General features: G+C 68.0%; 13 protein-coding genes. 2 read left to right on the forward strand and 11 right to left on the reverse strand.

The genetic code is table 11. From position 1 onward, the window contains the following. The 6 genes from IT182_05060 to IT182_05085 all read right to left on the reverse strand — a co-directional run. A partial coding sequence (locus tag IT182_05060; GenBank protein ID MCC6162701.1) for a hypothetical protein occupies positions 1-390 on the reverse strand: 390 nt, incomplete at its 3' end. Continuing rightward, on the reverse strand, positions 387-1,934 hold the full coding sequence (locus IT182_05065; protein MCC6162702.1) for a Gfo/Idh/MocA family oxidoreductase: 1,548 nt from the start codon (positions 1,932-1,934) through the stop codon (positions 387-389). The genes IT182_05060 and IT182_05065, both read right to left, overlap by 4 nt. A gap of 100 nt (positions 1,935-2,034) precedes the next feature. After that, the gene (locus tag IT182_05070; GenBank protein ID MCC6162703.1) at positions 2,035-2,904 is read right to left on the reverse strand and encodes a hypothetical protein; all 870 of its coding nucleotides are present in this window, start codon (positions 2,902-2,904) and stop codon (positions 2,035-2,037) included. A gap of 139 nt (positions 2,905-3,043) precedes the next feature. After that, positions 3,044-4,006 (reverse strand): transglutaminase family protein, encoded by a 963-nt coding sequence (locus tag IT182_05075; GenBank protein MCC6162704.1) that lies wholly within the window; start codon positions 4,004-4,006, stop codon positions 3,044-3,046. 52 nt (positions 4,007-4,058) lie between these two features. After that, complete coding sequence (locus IT182_05080; protein MCC6162705.1) at positions 4,059-5,018, reverse strand: alpha-E domain-containing protein; 960 nt, start codon at positions 5,016-5,018, stop codon at positions 4,059-4,061. Between the two features lie 14 nt (positions 5,019-5,032). Continuing rightward, on the reverse strand, positions 5,033-6,505 hold the full coding sequence (locus tag IT182_05085) for a circularly permuted type 2 ATP-grasp protein (protein ID MCC6162706.1): 1,473 nt from the start codon (positions 6,503-6,505) through the stop codon (positions 5,033-5,035). Between the two features lie 158 nt (positions 6,506-6,663). Here IT182_05085 and IT182_05090 point away from each other — a divergent pair, with 158 nt between their 5' ends. After that, on the forward strand, positions 6,664-7,461 hold the full coding sequence (locus tag IT182_05090) for a carbon-nitrogen hydrolase family protein (protein MCC6162707.1): 798 nt from the start codon (positions 6,664-6,666) through the stop codon (positions 7,459-7,461). A gap of 209 nt (positions 7,462-7,670) precedes the next feature. On the opposite strand, the gene IT182_05095 is transcribed toward IT182_05090, so the two are convergent. Further along, a complete protein-coding gene (locus IT182_05095) occupies positions 7,671-7,928 on the reverse strand; it encodes a hypothetical protein (protein ID MCC6162708.1) in 258 nt (85 codons plus the stop codon). Between the two features lie 304 nt (positions 7,929-8,232). Then, positions 8,233-10,554 (reverse strand): FtsX-like permease family protein, encoded by a 2,322-nt coding sequence (locus IT182_05100; GenBank protein MCC6162709.1) that lies wholly within the window; start codon positions 10,552-10,554, stop codon positions 8,233-8,235. 194 nt (positions 10,555-10,748) lie between these two features. Between IT182_05100 and IT182_05105 the strand changes: the two genes are divergently transcribed. After that, positions 10,749-11,252, forward strand: coding sequence for a hypothetical protein (locus IT182_05105; GenBank protein MCC6162710.1), 504 nt, complete (start codon positions 10,749-10,751; stop codon positions 11,250-11,252). Between the two features lie 19 nt (positions 11,253-11,271). Here IT182_05105 and IT182_05110 read toward each other — a convergent pair whose 3' ends face one another. The 3 genes from IT182_05110 to IT182_05120 form a co-directional block, all read right to left on the reverse strand. Then, a complete protein-coding gene (locus IT182_05110; protein MCC6162711.1) occupies positions 11,272-12,537 on the reverse strand; it encodes a DUF1501 domain-containing protein in 1,266 nt (421 codons plus the stop codon). Beyond that, positions 12,534-14,021, reverse strand: a complete 1,488-nt coding sequence (locus IT182_05115; protein MCC6162712.1) for a DUF1800 domain-containing protein — start codon at positions 14,019-14,021, stop codon at positions 12,534-12,536. The genes IT182_05110 and IT182_05115 overlap by 4 nt, the downstream gene beginning before the upstream one ends. A gap of 178 nt (positions 14,022-14,199) precedes the next feature. Continuing rightward, positions 14,200-16,869: a PIG-L family deacetylase gene (locus IT182_05120; GenBank protein MCC6162713.1), complete on the reverse strand. Its 2,670-nt coding sequence runs from the start codon at positions 16,867-16,869 to the stop codon at positions 14,200-14,202. Between the last annotated feature and the right edge of the window lie 29 nt (positions 16,870-16,898).

The following is a 16,898-nucleotide window of genomic DNA, read 5'->3' on the forward strand; positions in this document are numbered from 1 at the left end:
ACGCCGTACGGCCTCGCTGATGGTCACGCCGTTGACGCGCACGGGGCTGCGCACGACGCGGCCGTTGCGCGCGACCCACACGAAGTCCTTCCGCACACCGAACATCGGCGCGCCTGACGGTCCGACGAGCTGGAAGGACTCCTGCTCGTCGAGCAGATATTCCTGGAGTCGGCGCCAGGTCTGGTCCCTGTTGGCGATGACGCGCGCCATCAGCCGATCCAGATCCGTGTCCGTGAGCCACGGGCTGAGGCCCGTGGCGTCCATGCCACGCAGAGGAGCGTTGCTCTCCACTCGAAAAGAAGATGGTGGTGTGGCTCCCATGTCGGGAGACCACACCACCGCCAGGGTGAAGCACGCGCACGACACGATGGCCGTGCGCGTGGGGATCACGACAACGACCAGCCCTGGCGATACTGCCGGCGCAGGAACTGCTCCGCGTCGGGCGCGTTGGGGATGCGCATGTTCGCGCCGTCGTAGGTGATCTTCTTGCCCGCGTTGAGCGCGACGACGCCGAGCAGCATCACTTCGGTGAGCTTGGCGGCGTACGAGAACGGGCACGTGACTTCCTGACGGCCACGGATCGCGTCGATCCAGTTCATCTCGTGCGATGTCGTGATCCGCTTGTAGGTCTCGCGCGGCTTCGGCGTGGCGTCGGCGAACGACTTGGGCAGCAGCCGCGGGTTCTGTGCGTATGTGCCGTGCAGCAGCTTGCCCTTGCTGCCGATGTAGAGCACACCGCCGCCCTTGTCGAACTCCTCGGTGCCGAGGTCGTCGATCTTCGGGGGCAGCAGGCCGCCGTCGTACCAGTTGATACGCACCGCGGGACGCGATCCCTTCGCGGGGAATTCGTAGTACGTGGTCGTGGCCGCCGGGTATGTCTGCTTGTTGTACGGCGTCGACTGCGTCTCCACCGTCGTCGGGTAGTCGAGATCGAGCGCCCAGAACGGGTGATCGATCAGGTGCGCACCCATGTCGCCGATCGCGCCGACGCCCCAGTCACACCAGCCGCGCCAGTTGAAGGGGTGATAGACGGGGTGGTACTCGACCAACGGGGCCGGGCCGAGGAACAGGTCCCACGCGAGCTTGTCCGGTACCGGATGCGGCACCTTGTTCATCGCGTCGCCAAGTGTCTCCATGACGTGCCTCATGTTCCACGGCTGCGACGAACGGCTCGTGCTGGTGGGCATCGCCGCCGGACGCGGAATGCCCTGCGGCCAGTAGGCGTACGGACGATTCGTCCAGATGTGCACCTCGCGTACTTCGCCGAGCGCGCCAGACTGGATGTACTCGTTCACCAGCCTCGCATCGTCTGTCGAGTGGCCCTGGTTGCCCATCTGCGTGACGACCTTCGTATCGGCCGCCTTCTTCGCGAGCGCGCGACACTCCTCAACCGACCACGCGAGCGGCTTCTGCACGTACACGTGCTTGCCGAGACTCATCGCCGCCGTCGCGATCACCGCGTGCACGTGATCCGGCGTGGCGATCATCACCGCGTCGATGTCCTTCTGCTTCTCGAGCATCTCGCGGTAGTCGGTGTAGCGCGCGGCCTTGCCGGCCTTCTCGGCGAGCCGGCGCTGCGCGGCGATCTGCTCCTGCATCCGCACCTTCATCTCGGCCGGCGGCGCGGGGTTGGCATCGGCAAGGCGCTTCTCGGCGGCTGCAGCCTGCTGCGGCAGCGCGTCGAACTGTCGCTGCGCGAAGCCCCAGTCCACATCGCACAGAGCGACGATGTTCTGGCTGGCGAGCTGGGTCATGTTCGACCGCCCCATGCCGCCGATGCCGACGCCCGCCACGTTCACGAGGTCGCTCGGGGCCGTCTGCCCCTTGCCGAGTACGTGACGCGGGACGATCGTGAGACCAGCCGCGGCCATCGCGGCGCCGCGGACGAACGTGCGGCGCGGGACGCCTTGTGTGTCCTTCGTGGTATCGCTCATGGATTGCGAACTCCTCTGCGCGGCGCGCGACGGCACGCCCGGATCGATTGCTCCGTAGCTTAGTACATCGATTCGCGATCACGGCGACCGGACCGATCCGTCAGCGGGCGGGATCGACCCGGGCCCCAGGCAGGACCTCGATGAACACGTCGCGCTGGCGCACGGCCTTGCCGAGCGGCACGGGCGAGCGGATCTCGAATCTGGCCCTCATGCCGTCGGTGAATGCGTCGACGGTCGCCTTGCCGACCTTCGGACTGGGAATGCCCGTCATCACGTCGAGTACGTGCCCGTCCTCGTCGAGGAGCACCACGGTGACGGTGATGCCGTCAGCGCTGACCGGCCCACCCGCGATCACGTGAATCTCGCCGTCGACGCGATGCCCTTCCAGCGAGGCACGCGCCTTGTCGACAACGCCCTCGATACGCAACGACGTGGGTTCGCACGGCGTGCGCGCCCCCACCGTGCCCTTCTCGACCCATTCGAGCGTCTTGCCGACGGGCGCGTCCCCTTCGGTGACTTCGAGGATGTAGCCCGACGGCTGTTCGGTGAACTCGCTGCGGTTGGCCAGCCGGAAGCGGTACGGGATCAGGCCATCGGGTTCGACGCGGCTCACGCGCGCTTCGTTCTCCAACTTCGGTCCGATGGGCGCCCAGCGGTCGTTGGTGTACTGCAGCCGGAGGGAGACGTCGTTCAGGCACGACCCGGTGTTGCGCAGCGCCCCGACCAGGAACCCGAGCTTCGTGTTCTCGAGCGTCACGCCGGAGTTCCTGACGGGCTGCACCTCCACGCCGCGGCTTCCGAGGATGCGCGCTGACGTCGGCAGCGCCACCCACAGCGGCAGCCTGTCGCTGACCCTGACCTCGCGCGTGCTCGTCGGCGGGCGCATGAGATCGAAGCCGATCTGCGCCCGCGCAGGCGTCGCCGCCACACACGAGAGGACAGCGAGCACCGCCACGCCACGAACGCCCATCCGCATTGCTCCCTTCGCGTCCTGACGACAGCATGCGCGTGAAAGACGAGATCGGCAACCGGCAACGGGCAACCGGACGCGGCCCATGGGCTCCTGTCCGCAACCGGTTGCCCGTTGCCGGGTTGCCGGTTGCCGGCCCCTACTGCTGTTGCTGCTCCTCCTGTTCCTCGTCGGTGACGAGCGGGGCGACGTCGGTTTCCGGGGCGGACCAGTAGAGGGCAGGCATGACGTCCGCTGGGGCGATGGGGGCGTCAGTGGTCTGCACGCGCACGGCGACGCCGAGTTCGCTGCGGGCGTTGCCCTTGAACGAACCCCGCGACGGCGGGACGTCGTGGTAGTCGCGGCCGATCGCCACGCGGATGTGGCGATTCATCGCCAGCGTCCTGTTGGTGGGATCCACGCCGATCCAGCCGAGACCGGGTAGCCACGCCTCGACCCACGCATGCGACGCGCCGTCGACCGATCGCTCGCCCGCGCGGTTGTCATGGAACAGGTAACCGCTCACATACCGGCATGGGATGCCCATGCCGCGGACGAGCGCGATCATCACGTGCGCGAAGTCCTGACAGACGCCGCGGCGATTGGCCAGGGCTTCGTCGATCGGCGAGTCCACGCGCGTCGATTGCGGCGCGTACTCGAACGCGTCGTACAACTGGTGCTTCAGCCGCCGCACCAGCGACAGCGGATCCACGTCGCGAGACAGGCCCAGCTCCCGCCCGAACGCTTCGAGCGCCTCCGTCGACCTGGCGTAGTGCGACGGTTCCAGGTACTCGAAGAACCGCTCGCGCGTGCCCTTCTCGTCAAGCAGATCCCACGCCGCCGGATCGCACCGCTCGGGAATCGCGATGTCCGACACGAACTCGACCACCGATTCGGCGACGACGGTCAGCTCACGATGACGCGCGGGCACGTCGAAGTGGTGCACGACGTTGCCTTCGGGATCCTGGTAGGCGAACACACGCGCGCGCGGCGTCGTGGTGAGCTCGAAGCGCAGACAGCGCTGCACGCTCTCGGTGCGCGGCTGCATGCGCACTTCCATCACGCTCTCGCTGACGGGAGCGTCGTACCGGAAGTGCGTCAGGTGGTAGACGGTATATCGCATAAGGGCAGTTCACGGCCGGCAACGGGCAACCGGCAACCCGGCAACCGGGACTTCACGCCGACTCCGATTCGAGCTGGTAGCTGATGTAGCTCTGATACGTGGCGTGATGGATCAGGCGGCACTGGCGGCGGACGTGTTCGAGCGTCTGGAGCAGATCGCCGTGCAGCAACTCGTCGATCTGCACGAACTGCAGCGACGCGCGCAGCAATCCCGCGAGGCGTTCCACGCGCGCCGGCTGCGTGCGGCCCGACAGGCGCGCGAGGTGGCGCAGCGACTCCTCGATCCGGTCGGCGCAGAAACGCAGCGAGCGCGGGAACTGCGCATCGAGGATCAGGAAGTCGACGACGTGGAGGGGCTGGATGGAGGCCGAGTACAGGCGGAGGTAGGCGTCAAACGACGCACAACAACGAAGCAGCGACAGCCACTCGACGTAGTCGGCGGCTTCGAGGCCGCTGCGCATGCCCTCGTGGAACTCACGCAGATGGACGTCCATCAGCATGGACGTGTTGATCGACCGCTCCAGGAAGCGGCCAAGCTCCATGTACTGCCACCCCTCCCCGCGCGTCATCGTCGAGCTCGTCATGCCCTTGAAGAGGTAGACCGAGTGCCGGACGTCGCGGAACAGATCCTCGGGCTGCTCGCGCCATCCCTGTGACTCACGTGCGGCCTGGAGGCGCAGATACAGTCGATTGAGCTCCTCCCACATGTCCACGCTGATCTGCTCGCGCACCTGGCGCGCGTTCTCGCGCGCGTGCGACACGCATGCCCGCAGCGACTCCTCGCGCTCGCCGACCGTGAGTTCGACGGCAAGCGCAGGCAACTCGACCTGCCCGGCGCGCTGCGCATCGAGCGCCTGGAGCGCGCTGAGCAGGCGGACGCCGTGCCGCGACGCCGACTCCGGCGTGCGATCGGCAGACAGCACGACGGCGATCTCGAGCAGACGCGCGGTGTGCTCGGCCCGTTCGAGGTAGCGACTCATCCAGTACAGGTGGTCCGCGACGCGCGAGAGCATTTGGCCACCACCTCTCATTCGAGCACCCACGTGTCCTTGCTGCCGCCGCCCTGCGACGAGTTCACGACGAGCGAGCCCCGTCGCAGCGCCACGCGCGTGAGGCCGCCGGGAACAATCACTGTCTGCTGGCCGGCGAGGATGTACGGCCTGAGATCGATGTGCCGCGGCTCGACCCGATCGTCGACAAAGCACGGTGCGCACGAGAGATCGAGCGTCGGCTGGGCGATGTAGTTGCGCGGGTCGGCGAGGATCCGCTCGCGGAACTGCTCGCGCTGTTCCGCTGTGCTGTGCGGGCCGATCAGCATGCCGTAGCCGCCAGACTCGCCGACGGCCTTCACCACGAGCTTCTCCAGGTTCTGGAGCACGTGATCGCGCTGCACGGGATCGTCGAGCAGGTACGTCTCCACGTTCTGGAGGATCGGGTCCTCGTCCATGTAGAACCGGATCATCGCGGGTACGTACGCGTACACGGCCTTGTCGTCGGCCACGCCCGTGCCGATGGCATTGCCGAGCGCGACGTTGCCCGCGCGATAGGCGTTGAACAGCCCCGTCACGCCGAGCTGCGAGTCGGACTTGAACGCCAGCCGATCCACGTAGTCATCGTCCACGCGGCGATAGATCACGTCCACGCGCTGCGCGCCAGACGTGGTTCGCATGTAGACGACGTTGTCGTGGACGAAGAGGTCACGTCCCTCGACGAGTTCGATGCCCATCTGGCGCGCGAGGAACGCGTGCTCGAAGTAGGCGGAGTTGAACACGCCCGGCGTGAGCAGCACCACCGTGGGGTTCGGCCGACCGTGCGGCGAGAGATCGCGCAGCGTGCGGAGCAGAGCTTGCGCGTAGTGATCGATCGGGCGCACGTTGTAGCGCGAGAGCAGCCGCGAGAACGTGCGCTTCATCACGGCGCGATTGGCCAGCATGTACGACACGCCGCTCGGCACGCGCAGGTTGTCTTCGAGCACGGCGAAGTCGCCGTTGGAGAGCCGCACGAGATCGGTACCCGCCACCGACACGTAGCGATCCCCCGGCACGCGCAGACCGCGCATCTCGCGGCGATAGTGCGGGCAACTGACGATCAGCTCGCGCGGCACCACGCCTGCGCGCAGGATGCGACCCTCGTGGTAGATGTCGTGGAGGAACAGGTTGAGCGCGGTGATGCGCTGCGTGAGGCCGCGCTCGAGCGTGCGCCATTCGGCACCCGTGATGATGCGCGGGAGCAGGTCGTACGGGAAGATGCGCTCGGTGCCGCGGCTGTCGCCGTAGACCGTGAACGTGATGCCCTGGTGCAGGAACGCGCGGTCGGCGATCTGCTGGCGGCGCTGGAGTTCGCCGGCGTCGAGCCCCTGGAGTTGCTCGAGCAGCGGGGCGTAGTGGTCGCGCGCGTGTGCCGGCGCGGCGAACATCTCGTCGAAGGCGCGTGCCAGGGTGTAGTCGGCGAACAGGGACGCCTGCGGCGACGCTGGCCCGGGCGGCTCGGCGGTCGGCATGCGCGACAGTAGACCAGCCGGAGGCCACATCGCGCAAGGTGGCGCGCGCACTTTGTGGCAACAAGTCGTGTGCCGGACCAAACCAGATACTCGATGAAGCGAACGGGTTTCAACCCGTTCGTCAGACGCGGGCACCGCAATCGCGCATACTGCCGCCCATGACGTCCGTCCGGGTCGCCCTTGCGAATCTCCGCGTCCCCGCCACGCCTGACGAGTCGGTGCGCCTGGCCACGTCAGCTGTGGCCGCGGCAGGCGAGCGTGGCGCGCTGGTGCTGTGTTTCCCTGAGTGCTTCGTGCCCGGGTATCGCTGGCCGGGCACGGCGATGCCGGCGCCGGATGCCGTCTTCCTCGAGCGGGCACGGATTGCCGTGGCTGATGCTGCCAGGGCGGCGGGGATCACCGTCCTCCTCGGCACCGAGCGCATCACGGAGCGGGGGCTGCAGATCGCTGTGTGCGTGATCGGCCCCGACGGCGCTGTCGTGGGCTGGCAGGACAAGGGGCAGCTCGATCCGTCGGAGGAGTCCACGTATCCCGCGTTCGGCGCGGAACGCCGCGTGTTCACCGCGGGACCGCTGACGTTCGGCGTGGTGATCTGCCACGAGGGATGGCGCTATCCGGAGACAGTACGTTGGGCCGTGCGGCGCGGCGCGCAGGTCGTGTTCCACCCGCACGCGCACGTCGCCGAGCCGGGCAGCTATCGTCCCGTCACCTTCGCCGACCCGGCCAACACCTTCCACGAGAAGGCCGTGCTCTGTCGCGCGGCGGAGAACACCTGCTACGTGGCGTCTGTCAATTGCGCGAGTGAAGGGTCAGGCACCACGTCGGCGATCGCCCGACCTGATGGCACGCTGCTGTGTCATCAGCCGTACGGCGAAGCAGGCCTGCTCGTCGCCGACCTGGACCTCACGACCGCCACCGGCCTGCTCGCATCCCGCTGCCGCACGTCGCCGCTGTAGACAATGCGCGGTGGGCGGGCCTGGCAACCTGTCCGCCGTAGCCCGGAGGGCGAAGGTGGAAGCCCGGCCCCTCACCACTGGCAGGTCCACATCCACGGTTTCACGCGGTTCGCCCCATCGCAGAACCGCAAGCCCGCCGATGAAGCAGTAGCGCCAGGCCTGCGCGTCGCACACGCTCTGCAGCTCCGCTGCTGCCCTGATGACCGCGTTCACGGTCGGCGCATCTTCCGGAAGATCCGCTGTTGTTCGACCAGGCCGGATGACGGTCGCGGGGCGCGAGGTGGAGTCGTGTAGTCGGCCGTTCCGCAGAGCAGCGCGATGCTGGCGCAGGTATCCAGCCGGCGCAACTCCTCGCGTCTGACGCGCTCGAGGTTCGGTCCGGCATGCTTCCAGGCCAGAACCCACTGCCGTCCTCGTGCGATCTGTTCCGGCGACCACGACGCGACCGCGGAGGATCGAGACGTCACCTCGCGATTCTAGCGCGTGACCTTCGGCCTCGGACGCCGCGAGTTCGAAAATCACGGCACCGCGACAGGGGTTCGCGAGGGATCGCATCGCTCTCGGCCCAACGACGCACGCCCTCGCCACCGCGCAGCACGCGACCCCACTCGTCGACATAGCCGTCGTCGGTGAACGCCGCCACGAAGGCCTCGGTGTCTGCGTTGTTGATCGCGTCGACGGGCGCCTGGAGCGGAGGTGGGAGCACAGGATCGGTCATGAGGGGCAACCTGCACCGAAGTTACTGGCTACGGGTCCCTCGGTATCGGGTCCTCAGATCCGTCGGAGTTCCTTCACGACGTCGACGCGCAGCGCGAGGGCTGCGGGCACGCAGGCGGCCACGGCGGCGACACCGGTCACGGTCAGGACCACGGAGAGCCACACGACGAGATCCGTGCCGATCGTGCCCGCCATCTCGGGCCACGTCTGCCACATGCCGGCAAACGCCACGCCGGCGCCCAGCACCGCACCGACGGCCACGACGGCCGTTGCGCGCTGACACACCACCCAGACGATGTGCCGGGTCGATGCGCCGATGGCCCGCCTGACGGCGATCTCGCCGCGCCGCTCTTCGACGTAGCGCCGCAGCGCCCCACCGAGACCGAGCGTGGCCAGAACGAGGGACGCGACGGTGAACACGCGCAGCACACTGAGGATCAGCCGTGCGCCAGCGCGGTCATGCGCCGCCAGGTCCGCTACGGTCTCGACGATGGCGTCGGCCGCGCCGCTCGCCTGCACGGCCGACTCGAGTGCGCGCCGCGTCTGTGCGTCGCTCTGGAACGTCCTCGCCAGGAGCACGGTGTCCGCGCCCCCCTGCAGCGGCGACATCCGCAGATAGAGCGTCGGGGCCACCTGCGCGAGACGGCTCGCCTGACTGTCGTCCACCACCACGCCCGCGACGTGCACGCGTGACTCGTCCACCGCCTGCCCCACACCGAACTCCGCCGTCGACCACGTCAGTCCCATCCTCGCGATCTCGCGATCGAGCGCCTCGTTGATCACGCCCGACAGCAACCCACCCGCCTCATCCCGGAAGGCGGCCCCGCGCGACACGGCGATGCCCATCACCTCGAAGTACGCAGGCTCCACGTGGACGACACGCACCTTCATGCGCTGCGCCGTCGCCTCGTCACCGATGCGCCTGATGTCGACCGAACGGTTAACGCGGACCCGGGCCTGCACGCGTGGACGCTCGTCGGCGAGCGCCGCCACGCGCACCACCGGATCGCGGGCCACGTGCCGAAGGCGGGCCTCACGCGTCTCCGCCTCATCCTCGACGCGCACGACGAACACCGAATCCGCATCGCCGGGAAGCGTGGTCGCGTAGAGGTCGCCGATCGTGCGCACCAACGTCACGCCGACGCCCAGGAGTCCCGTCACGACGGCTACCTGCAGGACCATGAGCACTTCCGCCGTCGAGTACCCGGTTACTCGCCGCTGCATGGCCGTTGCGCTGGCAACGAGCGTGCCGGTGATCGCCCGGTGCGTGGCATAGCGCACCGGCAGGACCGTTGTCACCACCGCCGCGAGGGCGACGAGCGCGAGGAGGTACCACACCTGATGCCACTGAAACGCGATCGTCAGGTCGAGGGACGGGAACGCCATGGCGACATACCGCTGGAGGCCGTGGACCAGCAGCCAACTGATGCCCACACTCACGAGCAACGCGCACGCCGCCCACAGCGCGCTCTCTCCGAGCAGGCCTCTCGCCAGGCGCCACGGTGTTGCGCCGAGAGCGACACGAATACCGTACTGGCGTCGCCGCGCGACGGCGTCGGCGAGGAGCAGTGCGCTCGCATTCGCGATGCCAACCACGAGCAGGACCAGCGACGGTCCGAGCAGCGCCAGAGCACCCATGCGCGCGCGAGACGGTTGCTCATCGCTCAGCGAGCGTGCGGCGTACGTGCGGCGCTCGTCATCGCGCTCCTGATCGATCGCTCTCGACCGCACGAGTTGGTCGTAGGCCTCCAGGCTGGCGCCGTGTCGCAGGCGTCCGATGACGTGCCACGTGTCCTCGTGTGCGGCCGACGGTGCGGGAGACGCTGCCACCCACACGTCGAAGCCGCGCATCGGAAACCAGAACCCGGCAGGTGTGACGCCGACGATCGTGTGCGGCATGCCGCCGATCAGCAGGTCCTGTCCGAGTGCCGCGCGAGCCGTCCCGTACCAGCGACGCGCCATGTCGTCGCTCACTACCGCCGTCGCATCCGTCGCGTCGAGCGCCCGGCCCTCGGCCATCGTCACGCCGAGTGTCGCGAAGAAGTCCGGCGTCACGACCACGACGTCGCGCGCGCCGCCATCGCTGTCCCCGGCACGGTGAACGGATCGGCGTATCGGGCGATAGGCCGTCGTCGTCGCGAGGAACTCGTCGTCGCCGCGGATCGTCCGGAAGGCCTCGAACGGGACCGATTGCGGCGGCGTGCCAGGCCCACCGACGACCCCGACGCGCACGAGCCCACGCGGGTCATGCACGGGCGGTGTCGTCGACAGCACCTCGGTGAACACGCTGTAGACAGCGCCCGACGCGCCGGCCGCCACGCCGATCGTCACGATGGCCGCCAGCGCGGACCAGCGACTGTGATATCTGAGCTTCATACGACCATTCACCGCATCTTGCCGGCGACGATCACACGTCGACACAAACCGTCGGCGGCGGCACGTCAGGGACAGAGCGCGATGCTACCAGTTTTCCCAGGACAACAAGGGAAGAACCCTCATGCGCTGGACGTCTGCTCGATGGTACGAGTAGTGTTCGTGCGGACCATGACGGGCGACCAGGGGAGGTGCGGGTGACAGCTGTCGAACTGCGCGATCTCGTGCGTCACATGGAGTGGGCAGATGCGCATACATGGCGATCGGTGCGCGACCTGCCGGCGGCGCAGGAAGATGATCGTCTCCGCTACCTGCTGCACCACATGCACATCGTCCAGGAGGTCTACCTGCAGGCCTGGAGAGGCGACCCGTTCGTGGTCACCGAACTGACGGCGTATCCGGACCTCGCGTCGATCGAACGGTGGGCGCGGCCGTACTATCCGGCCGTGGCGGCGTTCAGCGCCGACGTGGACGCGACGACGTTGGCGCGGCCGGTAGCGTTTCCCTGGGCGGAGATGATCGAGGCGCAGTTCGGGACGGTGGCGCCGGCGACGCTTGCCGAGAGCGCGTGGCAGGTGCTGTCGCACACGACGTATCACCGTGGACAGGTGGCGACGCGCGTGCGGGAGATCGGCGGCGAACCGCCGACCGTGGACTTCCTGGTGTGGGTGTGGACAGGCCGCCCCGCGCCGCAGTGGTGAGCACGCTCGCCGCCAGGTCTCAGATGAACGTCAGTCCTGCGTTACGGAAGTTGGCGCCGAGGACCGTGGTGGAGTCGGTGCCAAGCCAGTTGTCGAGGACGCGGGCGTAGACCGAGCGGAAGTCGGTCTGGTATCGGACGTCGCCGTTGTTGCTCTCGAGCGTGGGATTGCCGGGCGTGTTGCGCAGGTCTGGAGCGGTGCCGACGAGGCCGCCGCTGACCCCGCCGCCCATCACCATCATCGTGCTCGCCGCGCCGTGGTCGGTGCCCTGGCTGCCGTTCTCGTACACGCGCCGGCCGAACTCGGAGAACTGGAGCACGAGCGTGTCGCTCAACAGGCCCTGGTTGCTCAGGTCCTGGTAGAACGCGAACACCGCGTCGTTGAGCGTGCCCATCAGGCGGTAGTACGCGCCTGTCTCCTGGTTCGGGTTCTGCGATGCGTGCGTGTCGTAGCCGCCCGTCTGCACCCAGAACACCTTCGTCCCGATGCCGCGCACCATCGACCCCGCCACGGCGCGCAGCGCGCTGCCGAGTCCCGTCGACGGGTACGTGACAGTTGGCGCGTACTGCGCGACCGATGCCACGCGATCGAGCGTGTCGAACGCCGCGCGCGCGGTGCCCGACACGAACGAGAGATGCGGGCGATCGACGGGCACGTGCGATGCGATGCGCGTTGCGGCCTGCCGCGCGTGCTGCGCTTCGGTGCCGGAATTCGGACTGTTGAAGGCGTACGTGCGCGGATCGGGGATCGCCGGCACGCCCACGAATCGCGACAGCAGCGTGCGCGGCGTCTCGCGCACCGTGTTCCAGCCGGCCAGCGGATCGAGCGGCTGCGGCAGCAGTTCCAGGTAGCGCCCGAGCCAACCCGGACCCGAGGGGTTCGATGGATCGGCGGTGGACCAGATATCGGTGCCGAGGAAGTGCGAGCGACTGGAGTTGGGATAGCCGCTCCGCTGGATCACGGCGAGGCGTCCCTGGTCGAAGATCTGCTTGAGCCCCGTCAGCCGCGGATGCAACCCGACCGTCGTGCCGCCGGCGTCGGTGCCCACCTGCAGCACGTTGCCGGCCGGCACCGCAATCGTCGGCCGGCGCTCGTAGTACCCCGCGTTCCCGTACGGCACCACCATGCTGAGCGCGTCGTTGCCGCCGCTCAGATAGAGCACCACGAGATTGCGCGACCGCGCGCCCTGCGCCCGCGCGATGTCGGACAGAAATGCCGGCGCCGCGAAGCTGACGGTGAACGCGGCCACGCCGCCCTTGATGAACTGCCGACGATTGGGCGTCATACGAATTGATACTGCGGCGACGCGAGCACCAGGTGTGTCACGCCCGCGGATTTGGCGAGCAACTCGGCGTCCGATCCGGTCCAGTTGGTGCCCGCCCGGAGGTAGCCGAGCAACTCGTTGTACGGCGGCGGCTCGAACGGCATCGGCGACAGGCGATGCAGCGTGTGCGACAGGACCGACTCCGGTGACGCCTTTGACGCCCGCGCGGCTTCACGGAGATTGAAGCGCTGATTCTGCGTGAGCGACGCCGCGAAGTTCATGCGCGCGAGCATGCCGCCCGTGGAGAACCAGCCCGGGCCCGTCTCCCACCCGTTCACGTCCGGCGGCTCGAACAGCGTCTGCCCCATCGCCACCAGGGGCGTGATGGTGCTGTCGACGGAGAACCCGTTCCAGCCTGTCTCCTTGATGGCCTTCACCACGAATTCCACGGGCCATGCGTAGCGCGTGTAGTAACAGGATTCGTCCTGGAACTCCGCCGAGAGCAGCACCTGATGGATCACGCGGCGCATGTCGAAGTTGGTGCTGTAGAAGGTGGCCGCCACACGATCCACGAACGCCTGCGGGGCTGGAGTGAGCTCGCTCACGAAGAAGGCGTACAGCTTGCGCGCGAGACGCGGTCCCGTCTGCGGGTGCCGACAGCACGCCAGGAGAAAATCCAGGCCTTCCTGCTCCCCGCTGGCGGCGATCGTGCGGCCGCCGCCCGGATAGATGTCGAACGAGAAGGTCTTGCTCTGGGTGTCGTGCCGCTCGGGGCGGAACAGGAAGCCATAGGAGAGCGTCGGGTCGTTGACGGCATCGGTCCCGCGCGGGTCCACGCGCAGGTTCCAGCCCGTGAACACCCGCGCCGCCGCCTTCACATCGTCTTCGGTGTAGTTGTTGGGCGCCGTGTCCGACGGGCGGATGCCCATCGTGAACAGCTCCATCACCTCGCGTGCGAAGTTCTCCTGCGGCGCACTCCTCACGTTCAGTCGCCCGTCGAGCCAGACGAGCATCGCCGGATCGCGCGCGACGCCCACGAGCAGGTCGTAGAAGTTGCCGAGGGCGTTGCGCCTGAAGAACTCGATCTGGCCGACGGGACTTGCCTTCGGCTCGTTGTAGACGTCCGAGGCCGCCATCATCCGGGTGGCGATGGTGCCGCCGTACGTGTCGGCCACCTTCTGGTACGCCGTGGCGAAGTGATGGTGCCAGAAGAGCGCCATCTTCTCCTGCAGGGGCCGGCGCGAGTGGACCATCCTGAACAGCCAGCGCTGGCGCGCGTCCCTGACCGCGGTGTCGGGCGAGAACCTGTCGCGCGTCGTCACGCCGACATGGCCGGGGACGCCGATCCGCGCATCGAGGTCGGAATTGGGCGCCTGTTCGTAGAAGACCAGGTAGTCGACAGCCCCGTGGAACCCGAGTTGCGCGAACCCGGCAACCTCGTCAGGACTGCCGGAAAAGCCGGCTCGCCGGAGAAGGTGTTCGATGCGCTCGTCTCGTCTCGCCATCGGTGCGGGGAAGGGCAGAGCAAGACCCGTTCCCGGCGATCGGCCTCACGAATTCCCCGGAATCGCCGAGGGGCGCCCGCATGTGTCTTGAAGCCCTACGGTCAGATTGGCGGAGCAGGAACAGAACTGTGAGGGGACCGGCAACCGGTTGCCGGGTTGCCGGGTTGCCGGTTGCCGATCAGTGAAGCGACAGGAGATTCGCCATCAACGCATAGGCACCGTCGGTGCCGGCGGGGAGCTGGCGCCACAGGTTGAGGCCGACGTAGATCCATCGCCCCTGGCCCACGCGTGCTTCGACGAGGGCGCCGCGCTTCGGGCCCGGATTGTTCGGGAACGGGTCGGTCATCTCGATCAGATCGACGTAGCGCTTGTCGGCATCGGCAGTGCCGAAGAAGTACAACCCGCGCTCCTGCACCCAGTTGCTCCAGGCCGCGTCGCCAATCCGGTTCGGCGTCGTGAACACGGGGTGGTTGGGCACGAGCACCGTCACCGGTGCCGTCTCGTCGGTCACGCGATCCGCCGTGAACCGGCCGAACGGACTGGCAGACGTCGACGCACGTCCCACGAGTCCGGGATACGGGCCGTACTGCGCTTCGTTGAACTCGAACTTGTTGTACTGGACGATGACCAGGCCGCCCTTGGAGGCGTAGTCGATCAGTCGCTGGTTGTAGGCGCGCAGGTCGGCACGACGCTCGTACGCCCGCACGCCCGTCATCACGACGGCGTACTTCGACAGGTCGCCCGAGGCGAGCTGTTCCGGCGTCAGGAACTCCACTGTCGCGCCGAGCTGCACCAGCGCCGGCGGCACCTGGTCGCCGACGCCCATCACGTACCCCACTGTCACACCGGTGACAGGCTTCAGGTCGAGCACCTTCAGGCTGCCCGTCGCATCACCCACGAGATGACGACGCCTGATGTGCGGATACTCGATCGCTTCATAGCCCTTGTCGAACGTCCGGCCGGCGCGCGTGGCCGTCGCGCGCACGTCGTAGCGTCCGGGCCTGGTTCCCGCAGGCGGCGTGATCGCGAACCGCACCTGACGCGCCTCGTCTTCACGCGCGAAAGCCACGGTCTCCGACGCCGGCGTCACCGTCCAGCCCTTCGGTACCTGCAGCGCCACAGTCGCCTGCCCCGCCGTCTTGTCGTGGTTGACCACCGTCACGCCAAGCTCCCGCGCCTGTCCTCCACCGGGGAACGCGACGATGTCGGCGCCGAGCCGCACGGCAAGCGCGGGCACCACGAGCAGTTCGTGACGCTTCTCGCCGCTGAAGACGTTGCCGTCGTTGCGGTACTGCACGGGATACGTCACCGCCTGCTCGATGCCGTCGATCGTGAACGTGATCGTCGCGTTGAACGGTGTGGGTTCGAACGGCAGGCCGAACGGCGCTTCCGGATCGAAGTCGTAGTAGTCGCGTCCTGGTACCCGCTTCCAGTACGCCGTCGTCAGCTTCGCCGCGGCGGGTACCGTGAGCGTCGACACGCAGTTGAACGGCCGCAATTCCTCGAGGGCCACCGGCTCGCATTCATGGGTACCTTCGAAGCCCGAGAACGCGACGGACTTCACGGCCACGCCCTTGCCCGAACCGGCGAACGCGCGCAGTGTCACGCGCGTCGACTGACCGCCCACGATGAGGCCGTCGTTGGCCAGCACGTCCACGCGAAGCCCCGCGGCGATGCGCATGGCCGCTTCCGCCTGCCGCTCCTTCTGCTCCAGGCGGAGATCGAGCTCGAACCGGGCGTCGGGATCCGGATGCATGCTCGTGAGCTGCGAGCGCAGGGCGCGGACGGTGGTGAGCACCTGCGGCAGCACCGCGCGCGCGCCGGCGATGCCCTTGGTCTCGAACGCCATCCGCGCGCTGCGGATCTGACCATCGAGCGCGTCGATCGCCAGGCCAAGTGCGGGCGAGCCGCCGCGGCCGAAGCGGGCGAGGCTGCGCAAGCCCGTGTCGATACCGGCAAAGAGATCCGTGTTCTGGTCGGACTTGGGATGCTGCAGCACCGTGTCGTGCAGCACGTAGGTCCGCGGCTGCGGCCCCGGCAACGCGTAGAGCTGCGGCATGCCCTGGCACATGTGCATGCTGCGCGCTTCGGATCCGAGCTCGTTGTACGTGCGGCCAAGGAGCGGATCGAACTGATTGCCGTCCACGCGGCAGATGGTGTCGGCGGGTGCGGAGTCCTGCCCGCCGAACGCGCCGGTGTAGTAGAACTTCGACGCCTGCCAGGGCCGCAGGCCCTTCGCGATCTGCTCCGGGAACTTCGCCGGATCCGCGGCCGCACGGAACGCGTCTGCCGTGATCGCCGACGAGGCCTGGTGGTGCTGGCCGCCGCCCTGCGTGTGGTCCCACACGAAGCCCACGATCACGTCGGGACGAATCTTCCGGATCCAGTAGACGTAGTCTTCGAGGATCTTGTCGCGGTCCCAGCGTTCGTACGTCTCGTCGACGCTGAACGAGTACCCGAAGTCCACCGCGCGCGCGAAGTACTGCTCCGCCCCGTCCACGCGATGCGCGGCGAGCAGTTCCTCGGTGCGCAGCACGGAGAGGGATTCGAAGATCTCCGGACCGATCTCGTTCTGCCCCCCGTTGCCACGCGTGGCGGTGACGAGCGTCGTGCGCATGCCCTGCTGGAAGCGGTACCTGGCCAGCAGCGCGTTGTTCTCATCGTCGGGATGCGCCGTCGTCATCATGAGGCTGCCGACGGTGCCCAGTTCCCGGAGCGCCAGGCCGAGCGCCGCGTAGTCGGCGTGCTCGGCCACGGGCTGGAAGCGGAACTGCGTGTGCGTCGGCACAACGAGCGCAAGCGCGAGCGCCAGCGCGGCAACAGCGGTACGACACGTCGATCTCTGCATACGTCGAAACTCGGCCTTCATTTCAAGCC

This window comes from Acidobacteriota bacterium (genome assembly GCA_020845575.1).
GTDB lineage: Bacteria > Acidobacteriota > Vicinamibacteria > Vicinamibacterales > Vicinamibacteraceae > Luteitalea.

Bases quoted from the DNA above. Each gene is read 5' to 3' on its own strand.
- IT182_05065 (MCC6162702.1), bottom strand. From the start codon at position 1,934: ATGAGCGATACCACGAAGGACACACAAGGCGTCCCGCGCCGCACGTTC.
- IT182_05070 (MCC6162703.1), bottom strand. From the start codon at position 2,904: ATGGGCGTTCGTGGCGTGGCGGTGCTCGCTGTCCTCTCGTGTGTGGCG.
- IT182_05075 (MCC6162704.1), bottom strand. From the start codon at position 4,006: ATGCGATATACCGTCTACCACCTGACGCACTTCCGGTACGACGCTCCC.
- IT182_05080 (MCC6162705.1), bottom strand. From the start codon at position 5,018: ATGCTCTCGCGCGTCGCGGACCACCTGTACTGGATGAGTCGCTACCTC.
- IT182_05085 (MCC6162706.1), bottom strand. From the start codon at position 6,505: ATGCCGACCGCCGAGCCGCCCGGGCCAGCGTCGCCGCAGGCGTCCCTG.
- IT182_05090 (MCC6162707.1), top strand. From the start codon at position 6,664: ATGACGTCCGTCCGGGTCGCCCTTGCGAATCTCCGCGTCCCCGCCACG.
- IT182_05100 (MCC6162709.1), bottom strand. From the start codon at position 10,554: ATGAAGCTCAGATATCACAGTCGCTGGTCCGCGCTGGCGGCCATCGTG.
- IT182_05110 (MCC6162711.1), bottom strand. From the start codon at position 12,537: ATGACGCCCAATCGTCGGCAGTTCATCAAGGGCGGCGTGGCCGCGTTC.
- IT182_05115 (MCC6162712.1), bottom strand. From the start codon at position 14,021: ATGGCGAGACGAGACGAGCGCATCGAACACCTTCTCCGGCGAGCCGGC.
- IT182_05120 (MCC6162713.1), bottom strand. From the start codon at position 16,869: ATGCAGAGATCGACGTGTCGTACCGCTGTTGCCGCGCTGGCGCTCGCG.